At 38.5% G+C, this 21608-nt stretch carries 21 protein-coding genes; all 21 read right to left on the bottom strand.

Features of this window, described 5'->3' with window-relative positions; all coding sequences use genetic code 11:
* Positions 1 to 3: 3 nt before the first annotated feature.
* The 21 genes from A3773_RS07000 to A3773_RS06900 all read right to left on the bottom strand — a co-directional run bounded on the left by A3773_RS07000 (position 4) and on the right by A3773_RS06900 (position 21567).
* The gene (locus A3773_RS07000) at positions 4 to 999 is read right to left on the bottom strand and encodes a WaaS/CpsH family glycosyltransferase (RefSeq protein ID WP_067984437.1); all 996 of its coding nucleotides are present in this window, start codon (positions 997 to 999) and stop codon (positions 4 to 6) included.
* The gene (locus tag A3773_RS06995; RefSeq protein ID WP_067984436.1) at positions 981 to 1577 is read right to left on the bottom strand and encodes an acyltransferase; all 597 of its coding nucleotides are present in this window, start codon (positions 1575 to 1577) and stop codon (positions 981 to 983) included. Before A3773_RS06995 ends, A3773_RS07000 begins: the two co-directional genes overlap by 19 nt.
* Entirely contained in the window at positions 1570 to 2223 is a 654-nt protein-coding gene (locus tag A3773_RS06990) for a CatB-related O-acetyltransferase (protein WP_067984434.1), read from the bottom strand. Before A3773_RS06990 ends, A3773_RS06995 begins: the two co-directional genes overlap by 8 nt.
* On the bottom strand, positions 2204 to 4036 hold the full coding sequence (locus A3773_RS06985; RefSeq protein ID WP_067984433.1) for a hypothetical protein: 1833 nt from the start codon (positions 4034 to 4036) through the stop codon (positions 2204 to 2206). Before A3773_RS06985 ends, A3773_RS06990 begins: the two co-directional genes overlap by 20 nt.
* Positions 4036 to 5550 (bottom strand): oligosaccharide flippase family protein, encoded by a 1515-nt coding sequence (locus tag A3773_RS06980; protein ID WP_067984431.1) that lies wholly within the window; start codon positions 5548 to 5550, stop codon positions 4036 to 4038. Before A3773_RS06980 ends, A3773_RS06985 begins: the two co-directional genes overlap by 1 nt.
* A gap of 2 nt (positions 5551 to 5552) precedes the next feature.
* On the bottom strand, positions 5553 to 7334 hold the full coding sequence (locus A3773_RS06975; protein WP_082800563.1) for a carbamoyltransferase C-terminal domain-containing protein: 1782 nt from the start codon (positions 7332 to 7334) through the stop codon (positions 5553 to 5555).
* Positions 7335 to 7414: 80 nt separating this feature from the next.
* Entirely contained in the window at positions 7415 to 8512 is a 1098-nt protein-coding gene (gene rfbB / locus A3773_RS06970; RefSeq protein WP_067984427.1) for a dTDP-glucose 4,6-dehydratase, read from the bottom strand.
* A 33-nt stretch (positions 8513 to 8545) separates the two neighbouring features.
* On the bottom strand, positions 8546 to 9238 hold the full coding sequence (locus A3773_RS06965) for a HisA/HisF-related TIM barrel protein (RefSeq protein ID WP_231902159.1): 693 nt from the start codon (positions 9236 to 9238) through the stop codon (positions 8546 to 8548).
* Positions 9239 to 9318: 80 nt separating this feature from the next.
* Complete coding sequence (gene hisH / locus A3773_RS06960) at positions 9319 to 9930, bottom strand: imidazole glycerol phosphate synthase subunit HisH (RefSeq protein WP_067984424.1); 612 nt, start codon at positions 9928 to 9930, stop codon at positions 9319 to 9321.
* Positions 9927 to 11072 (bottom strand): N-acetyl sugar amidotransferase, encoded by a 1146-nt coding sequence (locus tag A3773_RS06955; RefSeq protein WP_067984422.1) that lies wholly within the window; start codon positions 11070 to 11072, stop codon positions 9927 to 9929. The genes hisH and A3773_RS06955 overlap by 4 nt, the downstream gene beginning before the upstream one ends.
* A 20-nt stretch (positions 11073 to 11092) precedes the next feature.
* Positions 11093 to 11857, bottom strand: coding sequence for an oxidoreductase (locus A3773_RS06950; protein ID WP_197462733.1), 765 nt, complete (start codon positions 11855 to 11857; stop codon positions 11093 to 11095).
* A complete protein-coding gene (locus A3773_RS06945) occupies positions 11854 to 12543 on the bottom strand; it encodes an acylneuraminate cytidylyltransferase family protein (RefSeq protein WP_067984421.1) in 690 nt (229 codons plus the stop codon). The genes A3773_RS06950 and A3773_RS06945 overlap by 4 nt, the downstream gene beginning before the upstream one ends.
* 1 nt (position 12544) lies before the next feature.
* A complete protein-coding gene (locus tag A3773_RS06940; protein ID WP_067984419.1) occupies positions 12545 to 13522 on the bottom strand; it encodes a Gfo/Idh/MocA family protein in 978 nt (325 codons plus the stop codon).
* Entirely contained in the window at positions 13522 to 14577 is a 1056-nt protein-coding gene (locus A3773_RS06935; RefSeq protein ID WP_067984417.1) for a nucleotidyltransferase family protein, read from the bottom strand. The genes A3773_RS06940 and A3773_RS06935 overlap by 1 nt, the downstream gene beginning before the upstream one ends.
* Before the next feature lie 54 nt (positions 14578 to 14631).
* Complete coding sequence (gene neuB / locus A3773_RS06930) at positions 14632 to 15705, bottom strand: N-acetylneuraminate synthase (protein WP_067984415.1); 1074 nt, start codon at positions 15703 to 15705, stop codon at positions 14632 to 14634.
* Position 15706: 1 nt separating this feature from the next.
* Complete coding sequence (locus A3773_RS06925) at positions 15707 to 16384, bottom strand: PIG-L deacetylase family protein (protein ID WP_067984414.1); 678 nt, start codon at positions 16382 to 16384, stop codon at positions 15707 to 15709.
* Positions 16371 to 17528 (bottom strand): UDP-N-acetylglucosamine 2-epimerase, encoded by a 1158-nt coding sequence (gene neuC, locus A3773_RS06920; protein ID WP_067984412.1) that lies wholly within the window; start codon positions 17526 to 17528, stop codon positions 16371 to 16373. The genes A3773_RS06925 and neuC overlap by 14 nt, the downstream gene beginning before the upstream one ends.
* Positions 17528 to 18355, bottom strand: coding sequence for a GNAT family N-acetyltransferase (locus tag A3773_RS06915; protein ID WP_067984410.1), 828 nt, complete (start codon positions 18353 to 18355; stop codon positions 17528 to 17530). Before A3773_RS06915 ends, neuC begins: the two co-directional genes overlap by 1 nt.
* Positions 18345 to 19190 carry a 3-hydroxyacyl-CoA dehydrogenase family protein gene (locus A3773_RS06910; RefSeq protein ID WP_067984407.1) on the bottom strand — a complete coding sequence of 282 codons (846 nt, stop codon included), beginning with the start codon at positions 19188 to 19190 and terminating at the stop codon, positions 18345 to 18347. Before A3773_RS06910 ends, A3773_RS06915 begins: the two co-directional genes overlap by 11 nt.
* 14 nt (positions 19191 to 19204) lie before the next feature.
* Positions 19205 to 20365 (bottom strand): LegC family aminotransferase, encoded by a 1161-nt coding sequence (locus A3773_RS06905; RefSeq protein ID WP_067984406.1) that lies wholly within the window; start codon positions 20363 to 20365, stop codon positions 19205 to 19207.
* 14 nt (positions 20366 to 20379) lie between these two features.
* Positions 20380 to 21567: a UDP-N-acetylglucosamine 4,6-dehydratase gene (locus tag A3773_RS06900; RefSeq protein WP_067984706.1), complete on the bottom strand. Its 1188-nt coding sequence runs from the start codon at positions 21565 to 21567 to the stop codon at positions 20380 to 20382.
* Positions 21568 to 21608 lie beyond the last annotated feature (41 nt).

Below are 21608 nucleotides of genomic sequence, written 5' to 3'. Positions count from 1 at the left end.
AACTTATTCAAAAATACGACAAAGCCATTTATCGAGCGAATATCTATCAATATCATTATACGGCTTTTTAACCGTCTTATCGGTGAAAAAAGCCACATTCAAATCAACCTTATCACGATCAATTACAAGAATACGTTTCGGGTCATAAAATGGCTCCGACATAACATGTTTATTAGTTGTGACAAGATTGAGATCAGCGCCAAGTGCCTCAAATGTTCTGATACTTAAACCACTCTGAATATTCAGCTCAATATCTAAAACTGCACGCGACTCCCGGTAAATATCTAACACTTCCGGTAAAGATAATGATTTGGTTGACAGATACCTAAGGTCAGCTACTTTAAGCCGGCCCGTTAGTAACATTCTCATTAACGGTAATCGTTTGATAAATAGGTGGAATCTAAAAGCAAGGCCCTCTCGGTCACAGAATGCGGCTACTTTTTTGACCACCTCTAAACGATCACTATGATAGGCACCAACAAAAGCCAGATCGTATTTTAGAGGCTCTAACCGCTCATTAAGTAAGTTCGAATACTCGGAAGTATAAAAAAGAGGTTCGTAGGGTATATTCAATTTAGCTGCATCAAGGCTATCAAAGGTCATTACCTTGTCAAACATAGCTATCAAATGTGAATAGTCATTTTGCTTAAGAGAATCCCATTGATACATATAAAAACGGGCATCGGGTAAGCAGCTCTTTAGTTTTTGCACAAATTCACTATCACAAAACCCACCTCGAATAACAAAAACAACATCATAGTTAGATGATGATTCACCTCTCAAAATCATATCCAAGTGCTGTCGAACTAACTTTGCAGCTAAAGGCCTACACAACTTAGCTAAAAGGCGAAATAAGAGGCCATATTCCATTTCTGAATGAAAGCGAGTCGTTGCTCCCAAGCGAACTAGCGCTTCGTTTACGCTAACATGGTAATTATAAAACTCAGGCCCTATATATAAAATACGCTTACCAGCGAGATTCACGTTACTTTCATCCATTTTTTAAGTTCAGAGTCATACCGTTTAATCACCTTAGCGGGAATCCCTGCGACAACAGAATAGTCAGGCACATCTGTTAGCACAACTGAATTAGCCGCTACAACTGAATTTCGCCCTATAACAACCCCTATAATAGAAACATTTTCACCAATCCAAGCCCCCTCTCGGATCAATGTATCACCTTTAAATAGAACTCTTTGACTGATAATAGGAGTATCCACCGATTCAAAATCGTGCGAATTATCAGCAATATAAACCTTGTCAGCAATTAAAACATTTTGCTCTATAACAACTGATCTCACAGAAACGATATGCGCAAAACGCCCAATAGTGGTATTTCTATCAATTTTAAGAATAGGTCCGCCTTGCTCTCGCTCGTCATGAAGCGCAAGCAACCAACACATTGAACCAATTTTGACATTATCTCCCAGAGATATGTATTCCTCTCCAAAAATAATATCAGGCTTTACAAGAGATACTTTACGTCCAAAAAATTGAAATGAGCGACCGAACAACAACCGAAATATTTGGCGATTCAAAAAATTAAAGCAACGCTTATAAAAGCTATGTTTAAACATCTTTCAGCTTAACCTCTTGAAGCTTAGCCACAAACACTTCGGGGTCATCAAAGTATTTTGAGAGTTTTCGAAGTACAGTCGTATCAGTATTCCACCACTTAGACTCATGCAGTAACGAACAGAGTTTTGGAGTAAACCTCCATTTTAAGAATGTAGCAGGCACTCCAGCTACAACTGAATAAGGCTCTACATCTTTTGTAACTATAGCACCCGCCCCGATGATGGCTCCCACCCCTATATTAAGACCGGCCTTAATTAATACTCTCTGACCAATCCATACATCAGCCCCAATTACTGTAGGAGCTATGTGGTTCTCATATTTAGGTGTAGCGATAAAGCTCTCTGGTAACGGTTGAGTATTATCGTAAAAAACAGGATTAGTGCTAATAAAATCAATAGGATGCGTAGCAAGCCCTATAGTGACGTCCGATGCTATTGAGCAATATGGACCTATGCGAGTATTCACAACTACTGATCTGGATTGTATGTAACTATAAGCACCAACTTCACAATCGATCACTTGGGCGCGAGAAAAAAGCACAGCGCCTCTCTCTAAGACGGATTTACTAACCGTTGCACCAAAATAGATAACCGCTTGAGCATATTTATATTTATATGAAAAATATTTAATTATTTTTTTTATCATTACTTCCCCTGCTCTCAAGAAGACTATAAATAAATGCCATATTTCGTTCTAAGTTCTGGCCATCCAAAGGCCCAACATACTTTTCCATGACTTTACGATCAAGAAATGCTGAAAATCGAGCAGAACCATTTATAAAATCTTGGTAAGCAGCAACTAACTCATCTTCCGTACATACCGTTACTAATTCAGATTTCATATCAAATGGGGGAAAATTTATTTCATTATCTGCTCGATAATAAACAACAGGAATTCCTAAGCAAGAAGCTTCAAATAGGGTCTGAGAATATATAGAAATATAAAAATCGGCCTTTAAAAGCACATCCCTCATCGGCGCTGAATCGATAATTTCATCAACAATATCTGGGTAGTACTTAGCCACAAATCGCTCATACTGAGCCAGATAGCCGTTGGGTCTAACTTTTACAATTATTTTGAAGTGATAGCCATTAGAGCGAAGTTTTTGAAAAGAACAGAGCACCGATGATAAAAATTCGAACTCAACAGCAACAAATGAATTCAGATCAACTGAATTAAAACCTGAAGCCCCGATCACAATAGTAGGAAAATCTCGAACGATTTTCTTCACATCCTGTACTGAATACATATCCATCCGAGGATCCCCTAAAGGGTAAACATCTTCAGTTCCTCTAAAATAGTTATCTCGAATGCTCTTAGAATATGAATTTATAAAATCAGCATATTTACTATCATCAACATATTCAGCACCTAACAAACCATTAATAATCAGAAAGCTAGGGACTCCTTTAGCTTTACATGCACAATCAAATAAAGTGGCAGTAAAACCAATATTCGCAATAAGAACTTCCAAATCTACTGTTGTTTTTTCTAAATAGTTTATGCATGAATCCAATGTAGACACTGTTTTTGGCAAACAGGCCTGTACGCGATTTTCTATAATCCTATACGCAATAGAGCTAACATCTTTACCATCAACAACTAATTTATGATATTTGTTTATTTTGTAGTGCTCGAATATTACTGCGCAGTTTTCAGAATTAGACTTAACATTATATATAGGTAAGAGTCTTTCTTTTAGTTTTAAGCTAAGACTAGAACCGCGCGAAAAGTTACACAATACTAATCTGACCTTTTTATTAGCGCGGAGAGTGTTTAAAATATCTTTAGTTGGATGGTATTCTTGCAAAAAAACAGTATGTTTATTTTTATCTACAAAAAAACCATCTAAAAAAAGACCTATCCCACCATATAACGCAGTCACGACAGCTCTAATTTTGTAAAGCAGCCCTCTAATCTTACTAGGTCGTATTTGTTCATCCATCCATTTATGGATAGGAAAATAAAACCCCTCCTCTCGCTTATCATGACTCTCTACCACTTCAGCACGAAGCTCAAGAGCATTCACAACATCATGTATATTATTATCTAAGGTTGAAACAATTAAAGACTGATACGAAATATTTTTTAATTTTGAAATAGAAAAATACAATCGCATAAAAGATACATAATCATTCCAAAATTCCAACCTGAACGAAAAACCAAAAGGCACACCCCGATAAGAGAAAAGGTCATTACCATTTTTATCTAAATGCCATTCTTTGAAGAAATTATAGACAATGAAATTATTTTCATGCATTTCTTCTTGACCAACAAGATGATCTACATAGAAAACATCACCGCCCATCGAGCGAATATGACACTTTAAAGAAAAGTCATAGGTCAATACCAAGTCAAGACTTGGATCATAACTAAAATCTAACGCACACCAGATACCAAGTGTGTCAACTATATATACAAATCTATAAGAACTTTTAAAAGATAAACTATTTTCCATCAAAAGAATCTACCACCCAAAACTTTATTCCTTATTTTTCGAACAAGAGCCGATACTGCATTTGGACAGAGACCGAAGGCATCGCCCCTATAAACGACAACAAAAACAACCAACAATGAATATATAATGCCAAAAACAAAAAAACCAAAAAAGGTTTCACTACCGAAGGGGTTCAAGCAGTCAGAAATCAATACTATTAAATAAACACTAAACAGCGGTTTTAACTGAGCGTAGAAAAGTTTAGGAAAGTTACCTTTTAGCATTCGACAATTGTAATACAGTTGGATATTTACTCCTATGAACTGGGCCGCCAGCATTTTTATTGCAAAACCGACATCTTTCATATCAAACAAGAAAACAAATAATAAAACTAGCACTAGGCCTATCAAGGCTGAGAGCAGCCCTATATTTCTATACGCTTTCGTTTCCCCTGAAGCAAAAAAAAGTGAACTCGTAATTTGGCCATACGTTTGATGCAAAGGGTAAAGCGACATGATTGATAATGTTAAAGCCGCGCTGCTAAATCGCTCGTCGGCGAAAACGGACAATACATATTCACTATTATAGGCAATAAACAATCCAAAATAAGCAGCAATAAAATATAACAAAGGCAAATATGTATAAAATAGCTTCAGAATTTTATCATTTCTACCTATCTCATAGAGACGAGAAAACTCACGAGTTAATACAGGCGTCATCGCACTTGTAAAAACAAAACACATGGCAGCAATCGAATATGCAAGCCCATAAAACCCTACTGACTCTGCACCACCAAAATACTGAAGAAGCCATATTTCAAAGAACGCGATAACAATACTAACCGCATTAAATACAAACAAAGGCGACACATAAACAAAAAACTCATCAATCGTCGCCTTAATCCCGGAAAAGCCTCGTTCAAAACAACCTGACAATATATTTTCTTTATAAAAATAAAAAAACAATATGGCTAAAAAAAACACTCCCGCCACGATTTGAAAAAACAAGAAAACATCTAGAGTTAGCGTGAGACTATAAATAACAAGAATTAAAAACAGTAAAAAAACAATCTTATAAACTATCTTCAAGACTTCAACTGTAACAGTTAGGGCATACGCATCTGATATTTTAATTGCAACCTGAGTAAACCAGACAACAAATCCCAAAAACAGTCCTAAATAAAAAGATAGTGCTGATATCTCCTTGGACAGTAGATCAGAAAACCCAAAAAAAACTACTCCCCCAAGAGCAGAGGACAACAGCATTAGAAGCAGCATAGAAAAGAAAAAATAGTGAGATATCAGTTCTTTTCTATTATTATTCGCTGATAATTTAGTAAAAAAAGCTGTTGACGTCCCTGCGTCAGCAAAAGAAGTAATTTGATTAAAGATCTGCTGTAAATAAGTTAATTGCCCATAAGCCACTGGTCCCATAGCCGAGGGGACCAGCGCAACAATTATAGCATTCACAATACCGGAGATAATACTTGATACAAGTTTTACGCTATAACGTTTATTAAGGCTATCGGCGCTCAAAACTAAATCTTAGATAACAGATAGTTATTAAGCACTAAGTACTTTAATCCAGAATTCTCAAATACATGCACGGCATCTGCAATATCATTTACCACAGGAAGCCCGTGCAAGTTATAACTGGTATTCAGAAGTGAACCAATGCCTGTTAACTTTGAAAACTTCTCAATTAAATCATAATAACCTGGATTTTGATCCTTTGTTAAAATCTGTGGCCGAATAGTTTCATCGTAAGGATGCGTACCTGCTTTAATTTCGCCTAAGAATTCCTTCTTGGTATCCATTGCGACAGCCATATATCTCGATTCGAAGCCTTTCGGATTTTCCAAATACCTTTCCTGATATGAATCTAAGACTGTAGCTGCAAAAGGCATCCAAAAATCTCGCCCCTTAATAAGCTCATTTATATGCTGAATAATACCAGGGTTGGAAGGGTTAGCTAAAATACTTCTATTACCTAAGGCTCTAGATCCAAATTCCATTTTTCCGACAACACGAGCGAGAACTTCGCCATCCGCTAGTAATTTTGCTAATTCGGCATTTTCTACTTCTTTGACTCTATATTTCGTATCAAGCCCAGATTTTTCAATAAAAGCTAAAACTTCGGCATCTGTGTTTTCGGTGCCTAGATATAAATCATGTAATGGTTGGTTCTTGATGTTATTTTCATAATTAGCATAATAACAAGCACCTATACTTTGAGATTCATCGGATGAGGAGCCTGCAACAAACAAATCGTCCACACAATCTAACTCCCCTAATGCTTTGTTTGCTTTAACATTCATTGCTACTCCGCCGCTGAAGACAAAGTTGTTAAAACCAATCTCTTTCGAAGACCTTTCAAACAATGAAATTAGCATTTTCTCAGTATAAGACTGAATCGCTCCAGCGATATTATCAAACCTGAAATACTTTAACTTTTCTGACAAGTATTCATACATATTATCTGGTCGGTTCTTATGTACGATCTTCAAGCCATCAAAGACCATTAACTCCTCAAATACAGCTTCAATTTCCTTAAAGTAGTGAGTTTTTGCATAGGGAGCTAACCCCATCACTTTAAACTCATGCTCCAAAGGCTTCATGCGTAAATAAAGAGTAACCATTCGATATAAACGAGCAATTTCACATTGAGCACTATCGACTACTAATTCGAACTTATTATCAACAATACGCCATACAGTCTGATTTCGCTTATCCCCATACGCATCCACAGTAATAGCTACTGTATTATTTTTTTTGTTCGGATTAGCAAAATAAGCATACATAGCATGGCATGTATGGTGATCATAAAATTTTATTTTTTGTTCATCTACACCAATAAAGCGAGCAACATCACTGGTCGTTACTGCAATCATTTTCTTTTGCAGTGTATCTGTATCTAATTCATAGAAAGAATCAGGAATACTATAAAATGTATCTTCATTTGGGAAATGTTCTTCAAAAAACTGTTTAGCGTAGTCTTTTGTATACTCTTTACCTGATAGTTTCGGCTTCCAATAATATTCCATCAGATCTATATAATTTTCCACACTAAAAACAGCATCAATAGGGTACTGAAAATTATTTATATCTGTTCGTTCTATCGTAGACATCGCAACCAAATCAATATCCTGATTAGTCAACTCATACTTATCAAGTAAATACTTTAATGCATTCTTAGGAAATCCTGTTTCATTCTTTCTTTTTGTAAAACGCTCTTCCTGTACCGCACAAACTATTTCCCCATCAACTGACAAAGCTACAGAAGAGTTATGTCCATCATAAATACCAATTATTTTCATCATTCATTCCAAATATGCTGTGAGAAGCTTAATCAATTCACTATCTTATATAGAAGCTCTTTAACACTGTAGATTTGTAGCCCTTACTCTGAACGGTTTAAACCCAATCGTTGATAACTTCCGTCTCGTACACGTAAACACCAATCCATATTTTGCAAATACCACTTCACTGTTTTTCTAAGCCCTGACTCGAAAGACTCCACTGGATGCCAATCAAGCTCGCGACTCATTTTACTAGCATCTATAGCATATCGCTTATCATGCCCAGGCCTATCCGCAACAAATCTAATCAGTGATTCATATCCTGTTGATAGAACATTAAGCCCATACTTGTTCTTCAATTGCTCTTGTAAGTTATCTGTAACCAATTCTTCTAGTAAAGCACAGATAGCAAGAACAACCTCAATATTCTGTTTTTCATTATGGCCGCCAATATTGTATGTTTCTCCTGCACGCCCTTGTGTCAAAACAGTAAATAATGCTCTTGCATGATCTTCTACGTATAACCAATCCCTAACTTGTTCACCTTTCCCATATACAGGAAGCTCTTTTCCTTCTAGGGCGTTCATAATAATTAAGGGAATTAACTTTTCTGGAAAATGGTAGGGGCCGTAATTGTTTGAACAATTGGTTACCAGCACAGGCAATCCATAAGTTCGATGCCATGCCCTTACCAAATGGTCGCTAGCTGCCTTCGAAGCAGAGTATGGACTACTTGGATCATAAGGTGTTTTCTCAGAAAACAACGCATCACCGAAATCTAAATCCCCATAAACTTCATCTGTAGATATATGGTGAAACCGGAAAGCCGATTTTTCTTTTGCATCCAACTGCTGCCAATATGACAGACTGACATCTAATAAGTTATACGTACCTACAATGTTAGTTTGAATAAAAACACTAGGCCCATCTATTGACCGGTCAACATGGCTTTCGGCTGCCAAGTGCATTACGGCATCAGGCTGATATGTATCAAAAACATCCCTAAGCGACTGTTTGTCGCATACATCAACATTCTCAAAATCATAACGACTAGACCCGGAAATACCTGAAAGGGATTCAAGGTTCCCTGCATAAGTAAGGCTATCAACATTAATAACACTATTGTCAGTCTGGCCAATCATATAATGAATGACGTTCGAGCCAATAAAACCAGCTCCACCTGTAATCAAAATTTTCATACTAATCCAATCAAATGTAGCAACGTCATAGACTCACTTACGCCAATCCGCTAGATTGAAGCCGTTCTTAATCAAGTAAGATCTAGCATTAGGTAACCCATTTCCTATAAAGTTAAATAAATTAGCCGTGGACACCGCCGAAACACCGTTTACATTCAAACCAACAGCTAAATGATGCTCATTTCCAGCACCACCTGATACCACTAAAGGAACATTTATATGTGACTTGTATCGTTCAATTATGTCTAAGTCATAACCAAAGCCAGTGCCATCTTTATCTATGCTATTTAAAACAACTTCACCAGCACCCATATTTTCAATATTTTTAATATACTCAAGCAACGTAATATTAAGCTTTTGAGTACCATTATCTATATATACTACAGGCGTGTCGCCTTCGATTTTATAGTCAACAATTGCAACAATACTCTGTTGACCATATTTTTTTGCAATTGAATCAACTAATACGGGGTCTGAATACAATACTGTATTTAGTGAGAGCTTATCCGCACCACTATTAAACAATTGCTCAGCATCCCCAATTTGACGAATCCCGCCTCCCGCGGTAATCGGCAGAAAAACCTTACAGGCCAGCCTAGAAACAATTTTGCTGAACTCTGTAATATCTTTCCCCGTACGAGACGCATTTAATATAATTAACTCATCTAAAGAGAATGCTATTTCATGAAAACGATAGTTTTTCTCTAGCCAATTTATATCACCCACTCGCTGGAGCCTAAAATTTCTACTTTGCATGAAAAAGCCATCCGAGTAGATCAGGCTAAATATCAGTCGATTTCTTAACATTAAAATAACTCGACAAAGTTTTTTAACAATTTCAAGCCATTTGTTTGACTTAGTTCAGGATGAAACTGCACACCGGCTATATTCTCATACTCAAAACTAGCTATAAAATCATTCCCATAATGACATGTAGATTGACCTATCGAGCAGTCGCTTTGAAGCTGATGGCTATGTGTAAAATAAAAATCAGGCGAAGGCCCAAAACCGTCATATAATCGCGAATTAACGGCTGCGTTTACTTGGTTATACCCTACATGGGGAACAGGTAGTTCATTAGAGTTAAACCTAGTGGCTCGACCATTAATAAAACCTAAGCCATCACTATAGCCACCCTCATCGCTAGAGTCAGTCAATAATTGCATACCCAGACAGATGCCTAATATGGGTGTTTTTTCTTCTATCACCAACTCTTTAAGTACAGCATCCAAGCCAAGATCTTTAATACATGCCATTGCACTCAAAAAATGTCCTACCCCCGGCAAAATCAATTTATCCGCTTGACGAAGGTCTTTTATATTTGAAGAGACAAGCACGTCAATATTCGATACATAATCTAATGCACCAACCAATGAATGAAGATTACCCATCCCATAGTCAACGATTGCTAGCTTCATATTTGGAAGTCTTCACCCACTAAAAATTTTGGCTGCCAAATTCCATCTATTTTTTCGAATAGTGATTTATTCGCGTATCTATCAAGCACCTCATCGAACTCGTCTTTTGTCATCTGGTAATAGTCTAAATACAAGTCGAGAAACTCATGCGGATATTGATTATCATAAGCCATTACTAAATTCAGAGCCTGCTCACGGGTCATAGCTCCCCTTCTAATTTCAATACCCGCATCTTGGGTCGCACGACCAAAACCAAACTTAAGATACATCAAGTATGCATGTAGAGCGTATAAAGCCTGATCATTTTGGGAAAAATTCGTGAATGTACCTGCAGTACCTTCTTCTTTTTCCTTTAACCCACAATGTTCTTTTGCGACAAGATAGTTACGATATGAATCCCAGCTTTCGTAGTAAGACCAATGAGTAAAGGCAAGCTCACTATCTTCCACCTCTTGATCTGAAGGAAACCGCCAAAATGCTAAATCTTTATCTTCAACATCATCTTCTGCCAACACTTTTTCTAGTACTTTGTCATAACCACCTTCAAAATAAACCCGCTTCATATACTCAATATTATAAAGTGCTTTACTCTTACTCTCCGTAGACCCCCCATATTCAACTTCCCCATCCTCACCATAAAAAATTAATGGTATTTTAAAATTATGGGCGGTTTGAATCACTGCCGTAGTGATAGCAATTAACCAGCCATAATAAGGAAAACCTTTTTCTATAAAACCATGCTTATTAAGCTTTTGCATGATTCTTGTATCTGGAGATATGTGTATATGGTTATAACCCGACTCAATGAAATTAACTAAGTTCTGGTCACCTACTTCCAAGCTCAGAGCAGGACGCACCGTAACAGCCAACGGGTTCATCCCATATTTATGTTTCAGCATATAAGCAACATAAGAACCATCTTTACCACCGCTCACTGGCACAATACAATCAAAACCATCTCCGTTTTTTGAGCGGTACTTGTTCAACAAACCTTGAAGTTCTTCTTGCCTGCTAGACCAATCCATGCTTTTCTTTTGCTTGGCCCAATTACATGCATTACAAATGCCGTTTTCGTCAAATTCTATTCTGGGACGCGTAGACATATTAAGACATGAATTACACCAAAAAACTTTCTCTGTCATTTCTTTCTCTCCGGACTGACCTAAAGGGTGAAACCATCATCCACGACGATATTCTGTCCATTAATATATTTAGATGCTTCCGATAGAAGAAACACCACACAGCCATTCATATCTGAAGGGTTTAACATACCTGCACCCAAAGTTTTAGCTCGGTAATTTTCAACAAAACCTTCAGGCTGCCAATCGTAGATCCCACCAGGGCTTACACTATTTATTCTAAAATCTGAGTCATGCACAAAACTAACGATATATTTATTTAAATGTAACATAGCTGATTTTACCGCTGCATATTCAACTGGCATGGTCATTTGAGTGTTATTATAGATATCAAAATCAGGAGCAACTACACCATATATAGAAGAAAAATTCACAAGCGAGAATGGTTTTTTCGTGCGCATGAAAAATGCAGCGCATTGCTGTGAAAAAAGGAACATTGCACCTAACTGCAAGTTCACATTGTCATTAAAGTCAGCTAAATTAACATCAAAAAATGAAGCTCCGTAATTACTATTACGTGGATAAACCGCATTGACGGCACCATCAAGCACGTCTAATGATTGAAAAAATTCCTTAACACTTTGCTCACACAGAATATTCAACTGATGTAATGTGAGTACCTCGTCATCATAGTCAATATCTAACTTACTGAAACGATCGTCCATAGCATCAATGGAGATGTCTGTAGCAATAACGTGCGCTCCACTATTTAATAACCCCTTAACCACTTCCCCCCCAAGTAGTCCGGCAGCGCCTACAACAAGGATTGTCTTACCATTCAACATCATAAACGCATCTCATTTATCAACATTTCTGCGAATTTAAAATCATAGATATCATCAATATCTACAGCTCTTTCTTTAGGAACCTCTATAGCGGTTACTTTCCCGCTAAACAAGCGATCTTGAGTCATCACATAATGAGGAGTTGTCGCATATACAACAGTCGTAATATCAAACACTTCTGGAGCATCCTGACGACGATATACATCTGTACTGGGCTCTATTACTAAAGAAACGTTGCCATCATGCTTCGTCACCATATTAAAGAAAGGACTTCGCGAGGCAGCTGTAACCGATATACATATATCAGCTCCAGACTGTATTAACTGCTCTACTGCACTTTGTATATCATCAACACTGCGCAAAGGACTAGTTACAGGTAAACTGACAAATATAGAGAAATCCCCATATTTATCTTTCACCCATTGAATAGCATGGCGCCAAGCCAGCCATTCATCACTATTATCTTGCGCAAGAGTAGAAGGTCTATGGATGACCTCGGCCCCTGTATTCTTGGCAACTTCAGCTATTTCATTATCATCCGTGGATACAAAAACTTGATCGATACAAGCGCACGCGAGAGCTGCCTCTATCGAATAACAAATCATTGGCTTGCCAGCAAGCATTTTAACATTTTTCCCTGGTAGCCCCTTCGACCCCCCACGCGCAAAAATAAAGCCAAAGACTTTCATTTCAACTCATCCATATTGCTTTATCTTTAATAATCTCAATGAAACTCACTACTCTGCTCGCTTCCGCCACAGTTGCAGGGCTCACCTCACTCAATAGCTCTTTATTCATTAAGCTATCAATCAACGCGATATACATTTCATTTTTATCCCATGAAGGCGAATTATACTCTACGCATTCCCCTTCAGATGTATAAGAAACAACTTTATTTTCAATAAGATCCCATTCGATACGTCCATCGCTCCCAATCAATCTGCAAAATCGTTGAGGCTTTTTCTGTAAAAAATCCATATGAAGGTTACAAACAACCTCCTCATTAAAGCAAAAAACAACATCAACGAGATCCTCTACATCCAAACCAAGCTCTGCACTTTTTCTTAAAATCGCATGCTTGAATTCAAACTCAGAACCAAAAAGAAAAGCTAAGTAATCAAGTTCATGGCTCAATTCTAACAATGCCCCCCCACCCAAGTTTTTTTTTGCAGAAACGGAGTTTCTAAAATCAATACTGGGTCGCCAATCAGGTAAATACTGCCCTACTTCAGCATACACGTTATAAATTTTACCGATTTTCCCAGTATCTATTAGTTTTCGGACAACTTGAGTGGAAGGTAAAAAGCGAAGACAATAACCAACAATTATATCGGAAGAGTACTCATTGGTAGCCATAACAATCTGCTCGGCCTCGGAGGAGCTGTGACTCAGCGGCTTTTCAATGATGATAGGCACATTCAGCCCAATAAATGGCAAGGCATGCTGCTGATGAAAAGTTGCTGGAGAGGCGACAATGACCAGCTCTGGGGTATAAGCTAATAACTCATTTATATCTTTCACTACAATATCAGCATCAGGAACATCTTCCGGCACATGCCGATTGCTGGACGGCATGGCAACAATCTGACACCCAGGAAATATTTTCCTTATATTGGCTCGATGACGCTTAGCAATATTACCCAGTCCAATAACCGCAGCTACGTCCATCAATCAAATCCTAATGACAATATATCACTTTGAGCCCTTTTAAAGTCATCCATTTGACCAATATCTAACCAGTACTCATGTACAGGAAACATCAGAACATCTCCCCCTTCGGCCATTTTATTTTCCAGCAGAGTAGGCATATCAATTACATAATCCCTAGGTATAGACTTTACAATGTTAGCGCTAACAACATAGATACCTGCATTAACGAAAAAACGCTGTATTGGCTTTTCTACCATACTAACAACTCGATTTTTTTCGCCTTTGACAACACCGTAAGGAATTTGGTATTCATACTCCCGTACACACATCGTCGCATCACCTGTTGACTCATTATGAAATGCAAGTAAGTGCCCAAAGTCCACTTTAGTTAGCACATCGCCATTCATCATAATAATAGGCAAATCTGGAAGGTCCGGAGGTAACAAGCCAAGCGCTCCACCTGTGCCTAAGGGGGACTCTTCATGTATGTACTCAATATTAATACCCCACTTTTCGCCTTTACCAAAATGTTGATGAATTTTCTCAGGCATATAATGAGTAGATATATAGAAATTAACAAATCCTGCTTTGATAAAGCTCTCTAATACCGTTTCAAGGATAGGTTTCTTACCGACCTTCAGCATAGGTTTCGGGCAATCATCAGTTAGCGGTTTAAGACGTGTACCAAAGCCTCCTGCCATAATAAATACGGGGTTGTCATATTTAGGTTTAGCCAATAAGTGATGAAGCGTTTCTAAGCCGACAACCTTTCCATCGTCAATGATAGGAATCATTAGAACGCCGCTAGACTCCATCAAGTTTCTTAATTCATCACTTGAAGCATTTAAAGAAGCAATAATTGGCTCGGCATTCATTACCAATGAAACAGGGTCCGATAACTGTAAATTATTTAAAAGTCCTCTCCGTATATCACCATCCGTCACTACACCCAGCAACCCATCATTCTCATCAACCACAAGCACCACTTTAAGAGGCTCATCATTAATCAACTTTAGGGCAGATAAAACCGTATCATTTTGAGCAATTGCTACTTTTTTCCACTTTGTATTCATATTCACTGTATCGCTCAATACTCATATAACGATGCTAACCAAAGAAACGCACAATTACTCTTTTTCAAGCAAGTCCCCTTCGGCATAATCCCTATGAGCTTGCATACTTAACATAGACCAATACTCAAAAGGGCTTACCCCTGTTCCCGGCCTTTTAACCGCCATGTTATCTTCTGTGAGCGGTTCACCTTTTTTAATAGTTGCAGCAGCAACAAGACTTTTCCTTGCCACTTTCTTATTTTGATTCTCAATACCTAGAGGAGCTTTAATACCGTCACCTAACGCGATTTCAACTTCACGAATAGATGTAATTAATTTGCGTAAAGCTTGAGGCTCCATTGATGCCTTATGGTCGGGCCCCTCCATTTCGCGATCCAATGTAAAGTGTTTCTCTATTACTTGCGCACCCTGCGCAACAGCGGCAATAGAAACAAGATCCCCTTCACTATGATCAGAGTAACCTACAGACAAACCAAATTCCGCAGAGAGTGTTCCAATAGCTTTTAAATTAATTGTTTCCAACGGTGCTGGATATTCGGTAGTACAGTGAAGCAAGACAACTTTTTCCGCTAACTGGGCCTGAATATCATTACGATCAAGAATCGGTATTTCCCCACGACCCGTTAAAATACCTGACCCAGCATAACCAAGTGCGATTACACTTAACGCTGATCGTATCTCACTAATAGTACTCATGCCTGTCGATAAAATTAAATCAGCTCCAGTTCTAGCATGCTCAAACAAAAATGGAGCATTCGTAATATCGCCAGAAGGTACTTTTAATCGATTAAGCCCAATATCCTGAGTTAAAAACTTCAAACTCAAACTATCAAATGCGGTTGACATAAACTCAATACCAACCTCTTTGCAGTATTCAGATAGCCTCTGATATGCATCAAAACTTAGTTCAAGTTCTTTTAACATTTGGTGCTGACTAATTTGTCTATTCGTATTTTTTTCTTGATAACTAGCCTGTTTGGCCGTTTTAGTCACAAGTAGGTCAGCTACAAAGGTCTGAAACTTCACCGCATCGGCACCAGAAGATGCAGCACAGTCAATTAAACGCTTAGCAATATCAATATCACCATTATGGTTAACACCAGCCTCTGCTATTACGAATACAGACATCCTAAACAATCTCCTTAAGTAGCATAAACGCTTCGGCTGCACGACTATTACATTGAACACCCCTAACTTTAGACAATGCCTCTACTGCCTCAATACTGCGAGGAAACGGGAATGGACCTAACTCCGACTGATAAATAGATAAAACGTCTAGCTTGCGTGCAAGGAAATCATCAATAGCTACAAAGTAATTTGGTCTAAAAACCGCCGCCCCAGGCTTCAGATCAAAATCGGTTTCCGAAATAGTTTCATAAGCAAGAATGCGCTTTATAAACGGATAACGGAAGCTTTTTGTAGCCGACATAACCGCATCAAAGACCATCCTATGATCGCTATGCACATCATTACGGAATGGAACATAAACCTGCGTAGGCTCCACCAAGCCAACAACGTGACTAATTCTGGTAATCATCTCCCCTAACGGAATATCATCAAGCCCTGCAGGAGGCATATTTAGTTCATGTACCGAATGAAAGCCATAACAATCAGCAACTTGATTAATTTCCTGACAGCGTTGCTTTATACGATCTAAACTAAACCCGGCTTCAGAGCTCATACCGGTAACAATTAACCAATGAACCTCATGATTTTCAAATTGATGCCGTAAAAGAGCTCCTCCACATCCTAATGTTTCGTCATCAGGGTGCGGGGCTATTACCAAAACAGTTTCACGATTGGACACTAAGCGGATCCTCTTTTTTTTCGAACATCGTTCTAAAATCACTTCCCTTGATAATCGCCATAGCTTTATCTACCGCTTTGCCATCACCATATGGATTCTTCACACCTGAGAGTTGCTCGATAAAAGCAACAGAATTCACTTCGTCAATCCCTTGCTTAATTGAACAGTAATCTGCATCAACAAAAACAACATTATTACCCGAGCACCGCCCTCTCTGTCGCTGCCCTATATTAATACATGGTATTGGAATACTGGCAGCTTCGAGTATTCCAGCAGAAGAGTTACCCGCAATAAGGGAGGAGGAACGAAATAGATTAATAAATCTCTCTCTATCAAGGTTCCCATAAAAAGTATAATCATGCTTATCAACAAGCGCTTGCTCTATTGCCTTAGATATATCAGAACTACCTAGATCACTATTAGGGAAGCCTATAAATACATGATAGTCAGAATCAAAAAGAGCTCTTAGCGCATCATTGATAATCTGCCGAACGCAAGCCAACTCGCCACTCACTGGATGGAAAATAAATAGTGCAATTTTTTTCTTAATTGGAGCCCCATGAATGCTATCTGCAACGTTGTGAATTACCTTCGTATTAACAAATTTATCTAGGGCTACACTACCTATATTAAAAATCCTAGAGTCAGGCTCTCCTATAGCTTGAAGTCTTTTTTTATGCTCAGAAGTGCTAACTAAATGGCAAGTAGATAATTTTGACGCTGCATGACGTACAGGGTTATCAACATGGCCATCGGCAGCATGATCCCCTCCGAAAAAGTGCATGGTAGGAACACCTAAATAAGCACCTAGCATGGCACCAATGAGGGCCTCTTCTCTATCGCCAGCATAAACAATCAAATCCGGACAAAAACCATTTACTATATCAATAATCGAAAGCAATAATATAGATGCACTTTTAATCCTTGATGTAGCACTATCAGAGTCAAGTAAACTTTCAATTTTACAAAGGATAGGGAAACCATCTTTAACTATATCTTCATATGTATTGCCATGACGCAATGAGTTATGCGCCCCACCAACAACGAGTCGAAAATCAATATCCTTATCCCTATCCAGAGATCGGTATAACTCACTTAATAGGTCATATTCAGAACGTATCGATGTTAACGCTATTATTTTCATCAAAAAACGTCCGACATACACATTTGCACATTAAATTCTAACTTATCAGCCATATTAAATTGCCTATAACCAAAACGATAGGTAAAAGCATTATCCCAACCAGCATCAATAGCCTGAGATCGAGAGATTGGCAGTATCATATTAAAGCTATTTAAGTCATCTAACCCTGAAAGAGTACAACCTGGAGCAATATACATAACATCATGCTCCTGCCCATGAGATTTAATGCTAATATCTTCCCTAAAAATCCACTCTTGACCTGGTTTAGCACACCTCCAATCAGCAACCCCTTTCGCACTCAGATTAAGAAAATAACTTCTAGCTGATATGATATTTAAAACATCCTGAGCCTTAGGAATATCTTCGGGTGTCAACGTTACAACCGTAAAATCATCTAAAATATCCCAGCCTAACCTTTTCCGAAAACCCGGTGCAGACTGATCATTAGGAAAACCAAAGACAACAGCTGGTTTTTGACTACGTTCGATGCGAGCATACACTCGCTCAGCCGTTTTTTGGAAAAGCTGATGGCGCCTATAGTCACTAGCAACCATTGTTGTCATTGACAAGAACCCCTGCAATTCTGTTTCAAGAGAGGAAAGATTCATAGGGATTACCGCATAATGAGCAACTAATCGCTCACCATCAAAAGCCAAAGAGACCTTAGGTGAGCCGAACGGGTTTTCCACATAAGCCCATTCCCAAAGTTCTTTACTTATTGGCTTTCCAAAAGCATCAATAAACAATTTCTGTATCGCCGGAAAGTAAGCTTTCAACAGTTCAGAATCATCTATATCGAGAATCTCTAATCTATTTTCAATAGTCATAGAAACCTCGTTTTACTTTACGCCCCAATCTCCCTGCACGCACATACTTTCTAAGTAGTGGGTGTGCACGATATTTAGGGTCTCCAGTTTCTTTATGCAGTGTATCCATAATAGATAAGCAAACGTCTGTACCAATAAAGTCAGCAAGAGATATAGGCCCAATTGGATGATTAGCCCCGAGTTTCATCGCCTTATCAATATCTTCCCTTGTCGCTACGCCCTCAGCCATAACTGATATCCCTTCATTTATCATTGGAATAAGCATCCGGTTCACAACAAACCCTGGAGAGTCATTTACAATAACAGCCTCCTTCCCTAGACCCTCGATAACCTCTACAGCTCGATCAACAGCATCTCTCGATGTTGCTAAACCGGCAACAACTTCAACCAATTTCATAATATTGGCAGGGTTAAAAAAGTGAATACCCAAAAAACGTTCCGGATTACGAAAACACATCGACAACTCAGTAATAGATAAAGAAGATGTATTTGTTACGACAACAGCATTATCAGAAACATAATTAGACAAATCGCTTAGCAGAGTTTTCTTTACATCCATATCTTCAGCAACCGCTTCGATCACAAAGTCTGCAGCGCCGATAGAGTCAAAAGAGTGAATTACTTCGACTTTTGATAACAAAGTATCTGCATCACTTTTTGCAAACCCGTTTTTACGGCATATCTTCTTAATTTCTCGAACCAAGGATTCCTTTCGAGAACAAATAGCTCCACTCTCTCTACCCCACCACAGGATGCTTGAGACTTCAGAATATTGAGCAAAAACTGAGACTATACCTAAACCCATCGTCCCGCTGCCCACTACTGCAATCTGCATGAACACTTAACTCCTTAGCTCTTTGGGCTACTCGGTAGATTAACAATAATGCGTTCTAGCCATTGAGAATTAATTAAATCGTCACGATATGCTTTCGCAAACATGGGTAACCTGTGCATTAATGCCCAAACAGGACGAGTCATAACACCCTTGCTATTCGTCAGTTCCAGCAGATTATTACGTGCTTCCTGATCAGGGCACATAATTGCGTTCAACCAGTAATTCGAATGGCCGTAAGAAGGTTCAGATACAAAGCGGTACTCAGTACCCGCAAAGAACTCCTCATACATGCCCGCAAGTCCCCTTTTTTGTTGAAGAAATGCAGGCAAAACCTCCATTTGAGCACAACCAAGGGCCGCATTCAAATTCGGCATTCTATAATTAAACCCTGGTTCATCATGATAAAACTCATAAGGGTGCGGGGCTTTTGCTGTTGTTGTAATATGCTTAGCATGCAAACCCACGTTTACATCTTTGCATAAAGCCATACCGCCTCCGCCAGCAGTAATAATTTTATTGCCATTAAAACTGATAGCGCCAAATTCCCCAAGCGTCCCTGTATGCTTTCCTTTATACAAAGACCCTAAGCTCTCTGCTGCATCTTCTATTACTGTAATATTCCATTTTAAACAAACAGCCAGCAACTCATCCATTTGAACAGGATGACCAAATGTGTGCATTGGAACAACCGCTTTAATACGCTGCTTTCCATCTTTATAAAAACATCCACCATTATCTTTCAAAAAAGCATTTTCACACAACCACGCTTCCATCGCGACAGGGCACAAACCAAGGCTCACTTTAGAAACATCAATAAATACTGGATTCGCACCCATGTGATAAATAGCATTACATGTTGCCACAAAAGTTAGCGCCTGAGTTAAAACCAAGTCTCCCGCGCGAACACCCGCCATATGCATAGCAACGTGCAGGGCGGCACTACCATTTACAGTAGCCACAGCCTTACCACAACCTGTATAGGCTTCTATTCTGCGTTCAAAATCATCAACATACTTACCAACGCTCGAAACAAAAGTGCTTTCAATCGTATCTAGAACATATTTTTTTTCATTGCCACTGAAAGTAGGCTCATGAAGGGGGATAAACTCATCAGTGTGATAGATATCACGCACAAAACCCACTAGGTTGTCGCCAAACGATAAATTAATAGCCATGCAACAAAGCGCCTTTACATTTTTCCATCAAGGTATTTACCTGTTTCCTTATGTCCAAAACCTGGAATCATGTCAAAAAATAGCTCTATTATCTCGCCCTTCGTCCAGGCCTTCTTAGCCTTCATAGCGGCAATAGCAACCTCAAATTTATTAATCAGGCTAGCATCAAACCCAGGTGTATTTTCAATAACGCCAAGATTTTCAAAGCGTTCCATATCCAATACTTCATTTTCAGTAAAAAACTCCTCGAAGTCCTTTTCACCTGTAGTATCACTGGTTGTAAATAAACAAGGCCATTTCCCTTCCAGCGGAAGCGTATGCACTAACGCTCGAGCTTCATCTTCATTATCGCATTCATACGTTTCATACCCTTGCTGCGCAAGATATTTTACTGCAATATCAGAAAACGTCGTCAAATGTAAAGAATCACTCAATTTTGGAAAAAAAACATCACGATTATTGCCAAAGACACATGACATTAAACAAAGTATCCCTGACTCTTCTGGTGTTACGAAGTAGCGTTTAATATCACTAGGTGCAACCAATGGCTGCGACTTCTGAATGCGTTGATTAAATCCATGAAGTAAAGACCCATCAGAAAAGGCCACATTAGCAAAACGAGCAGTAGAGATGTTAATGTCTTCACTACGCCGCATTAAAAACATCTCCATAATCCGCTTCGATGCACCCATCATATTCACGGGGTTAGCAGCCTTATCTGTGGATACACAAAAGTACTTTTTCGCCCCAGCGCTGATCGCCTGAGCTATTGTTTTATCGGTATTGAAAACATTAACATCAATCATACGCATCAATGTATACGGATCCTTTTCACTTCGTACATGTTTCAATGCAGATAAATTCAATACATAGTCGTATTTACCGTCAGCAGCAAAAAAAACATCGTACTCAATTGAACCGATATCTAGCGCAAATGTTTGAAAATCCCCATCAATATAACCAAGTGAGCTTCTAACATCCCGCACAAGCTCAACTAAATTATTTTCACTAATATCAACGACATGAAGCTTACGAGGGTCTCTTTTGAAGATTTCTTTAGACACTGCCTGGCCAATAGAACCTGCCCCACCTAAGACAAGAAAAGATGACTGGCTAACAATTCGGCAAAGCTCTTCTTCGCAAACTGCTAAATCTTCACTAAATAGCGCTTTACTTCTTCCTATAAGTTCTAAAATATTCATGGCCAGTAACATCTAATGTGAGTAATGAAATTAATAATGCT

The organism is Neptuniibacter pectenicola, assembly GCF_001597735.1.
GTDB classification, from domain to species: Bacteria; Pseudomonadota; Gammaproteobacteria; order Pseudomonadales; family Balneatricaceae; genus Neptuniibacter; species Neptuniibacter pectenicola.
This window is presented reverse-complemented; position numbering and strand designations above follow the sequence as displayed.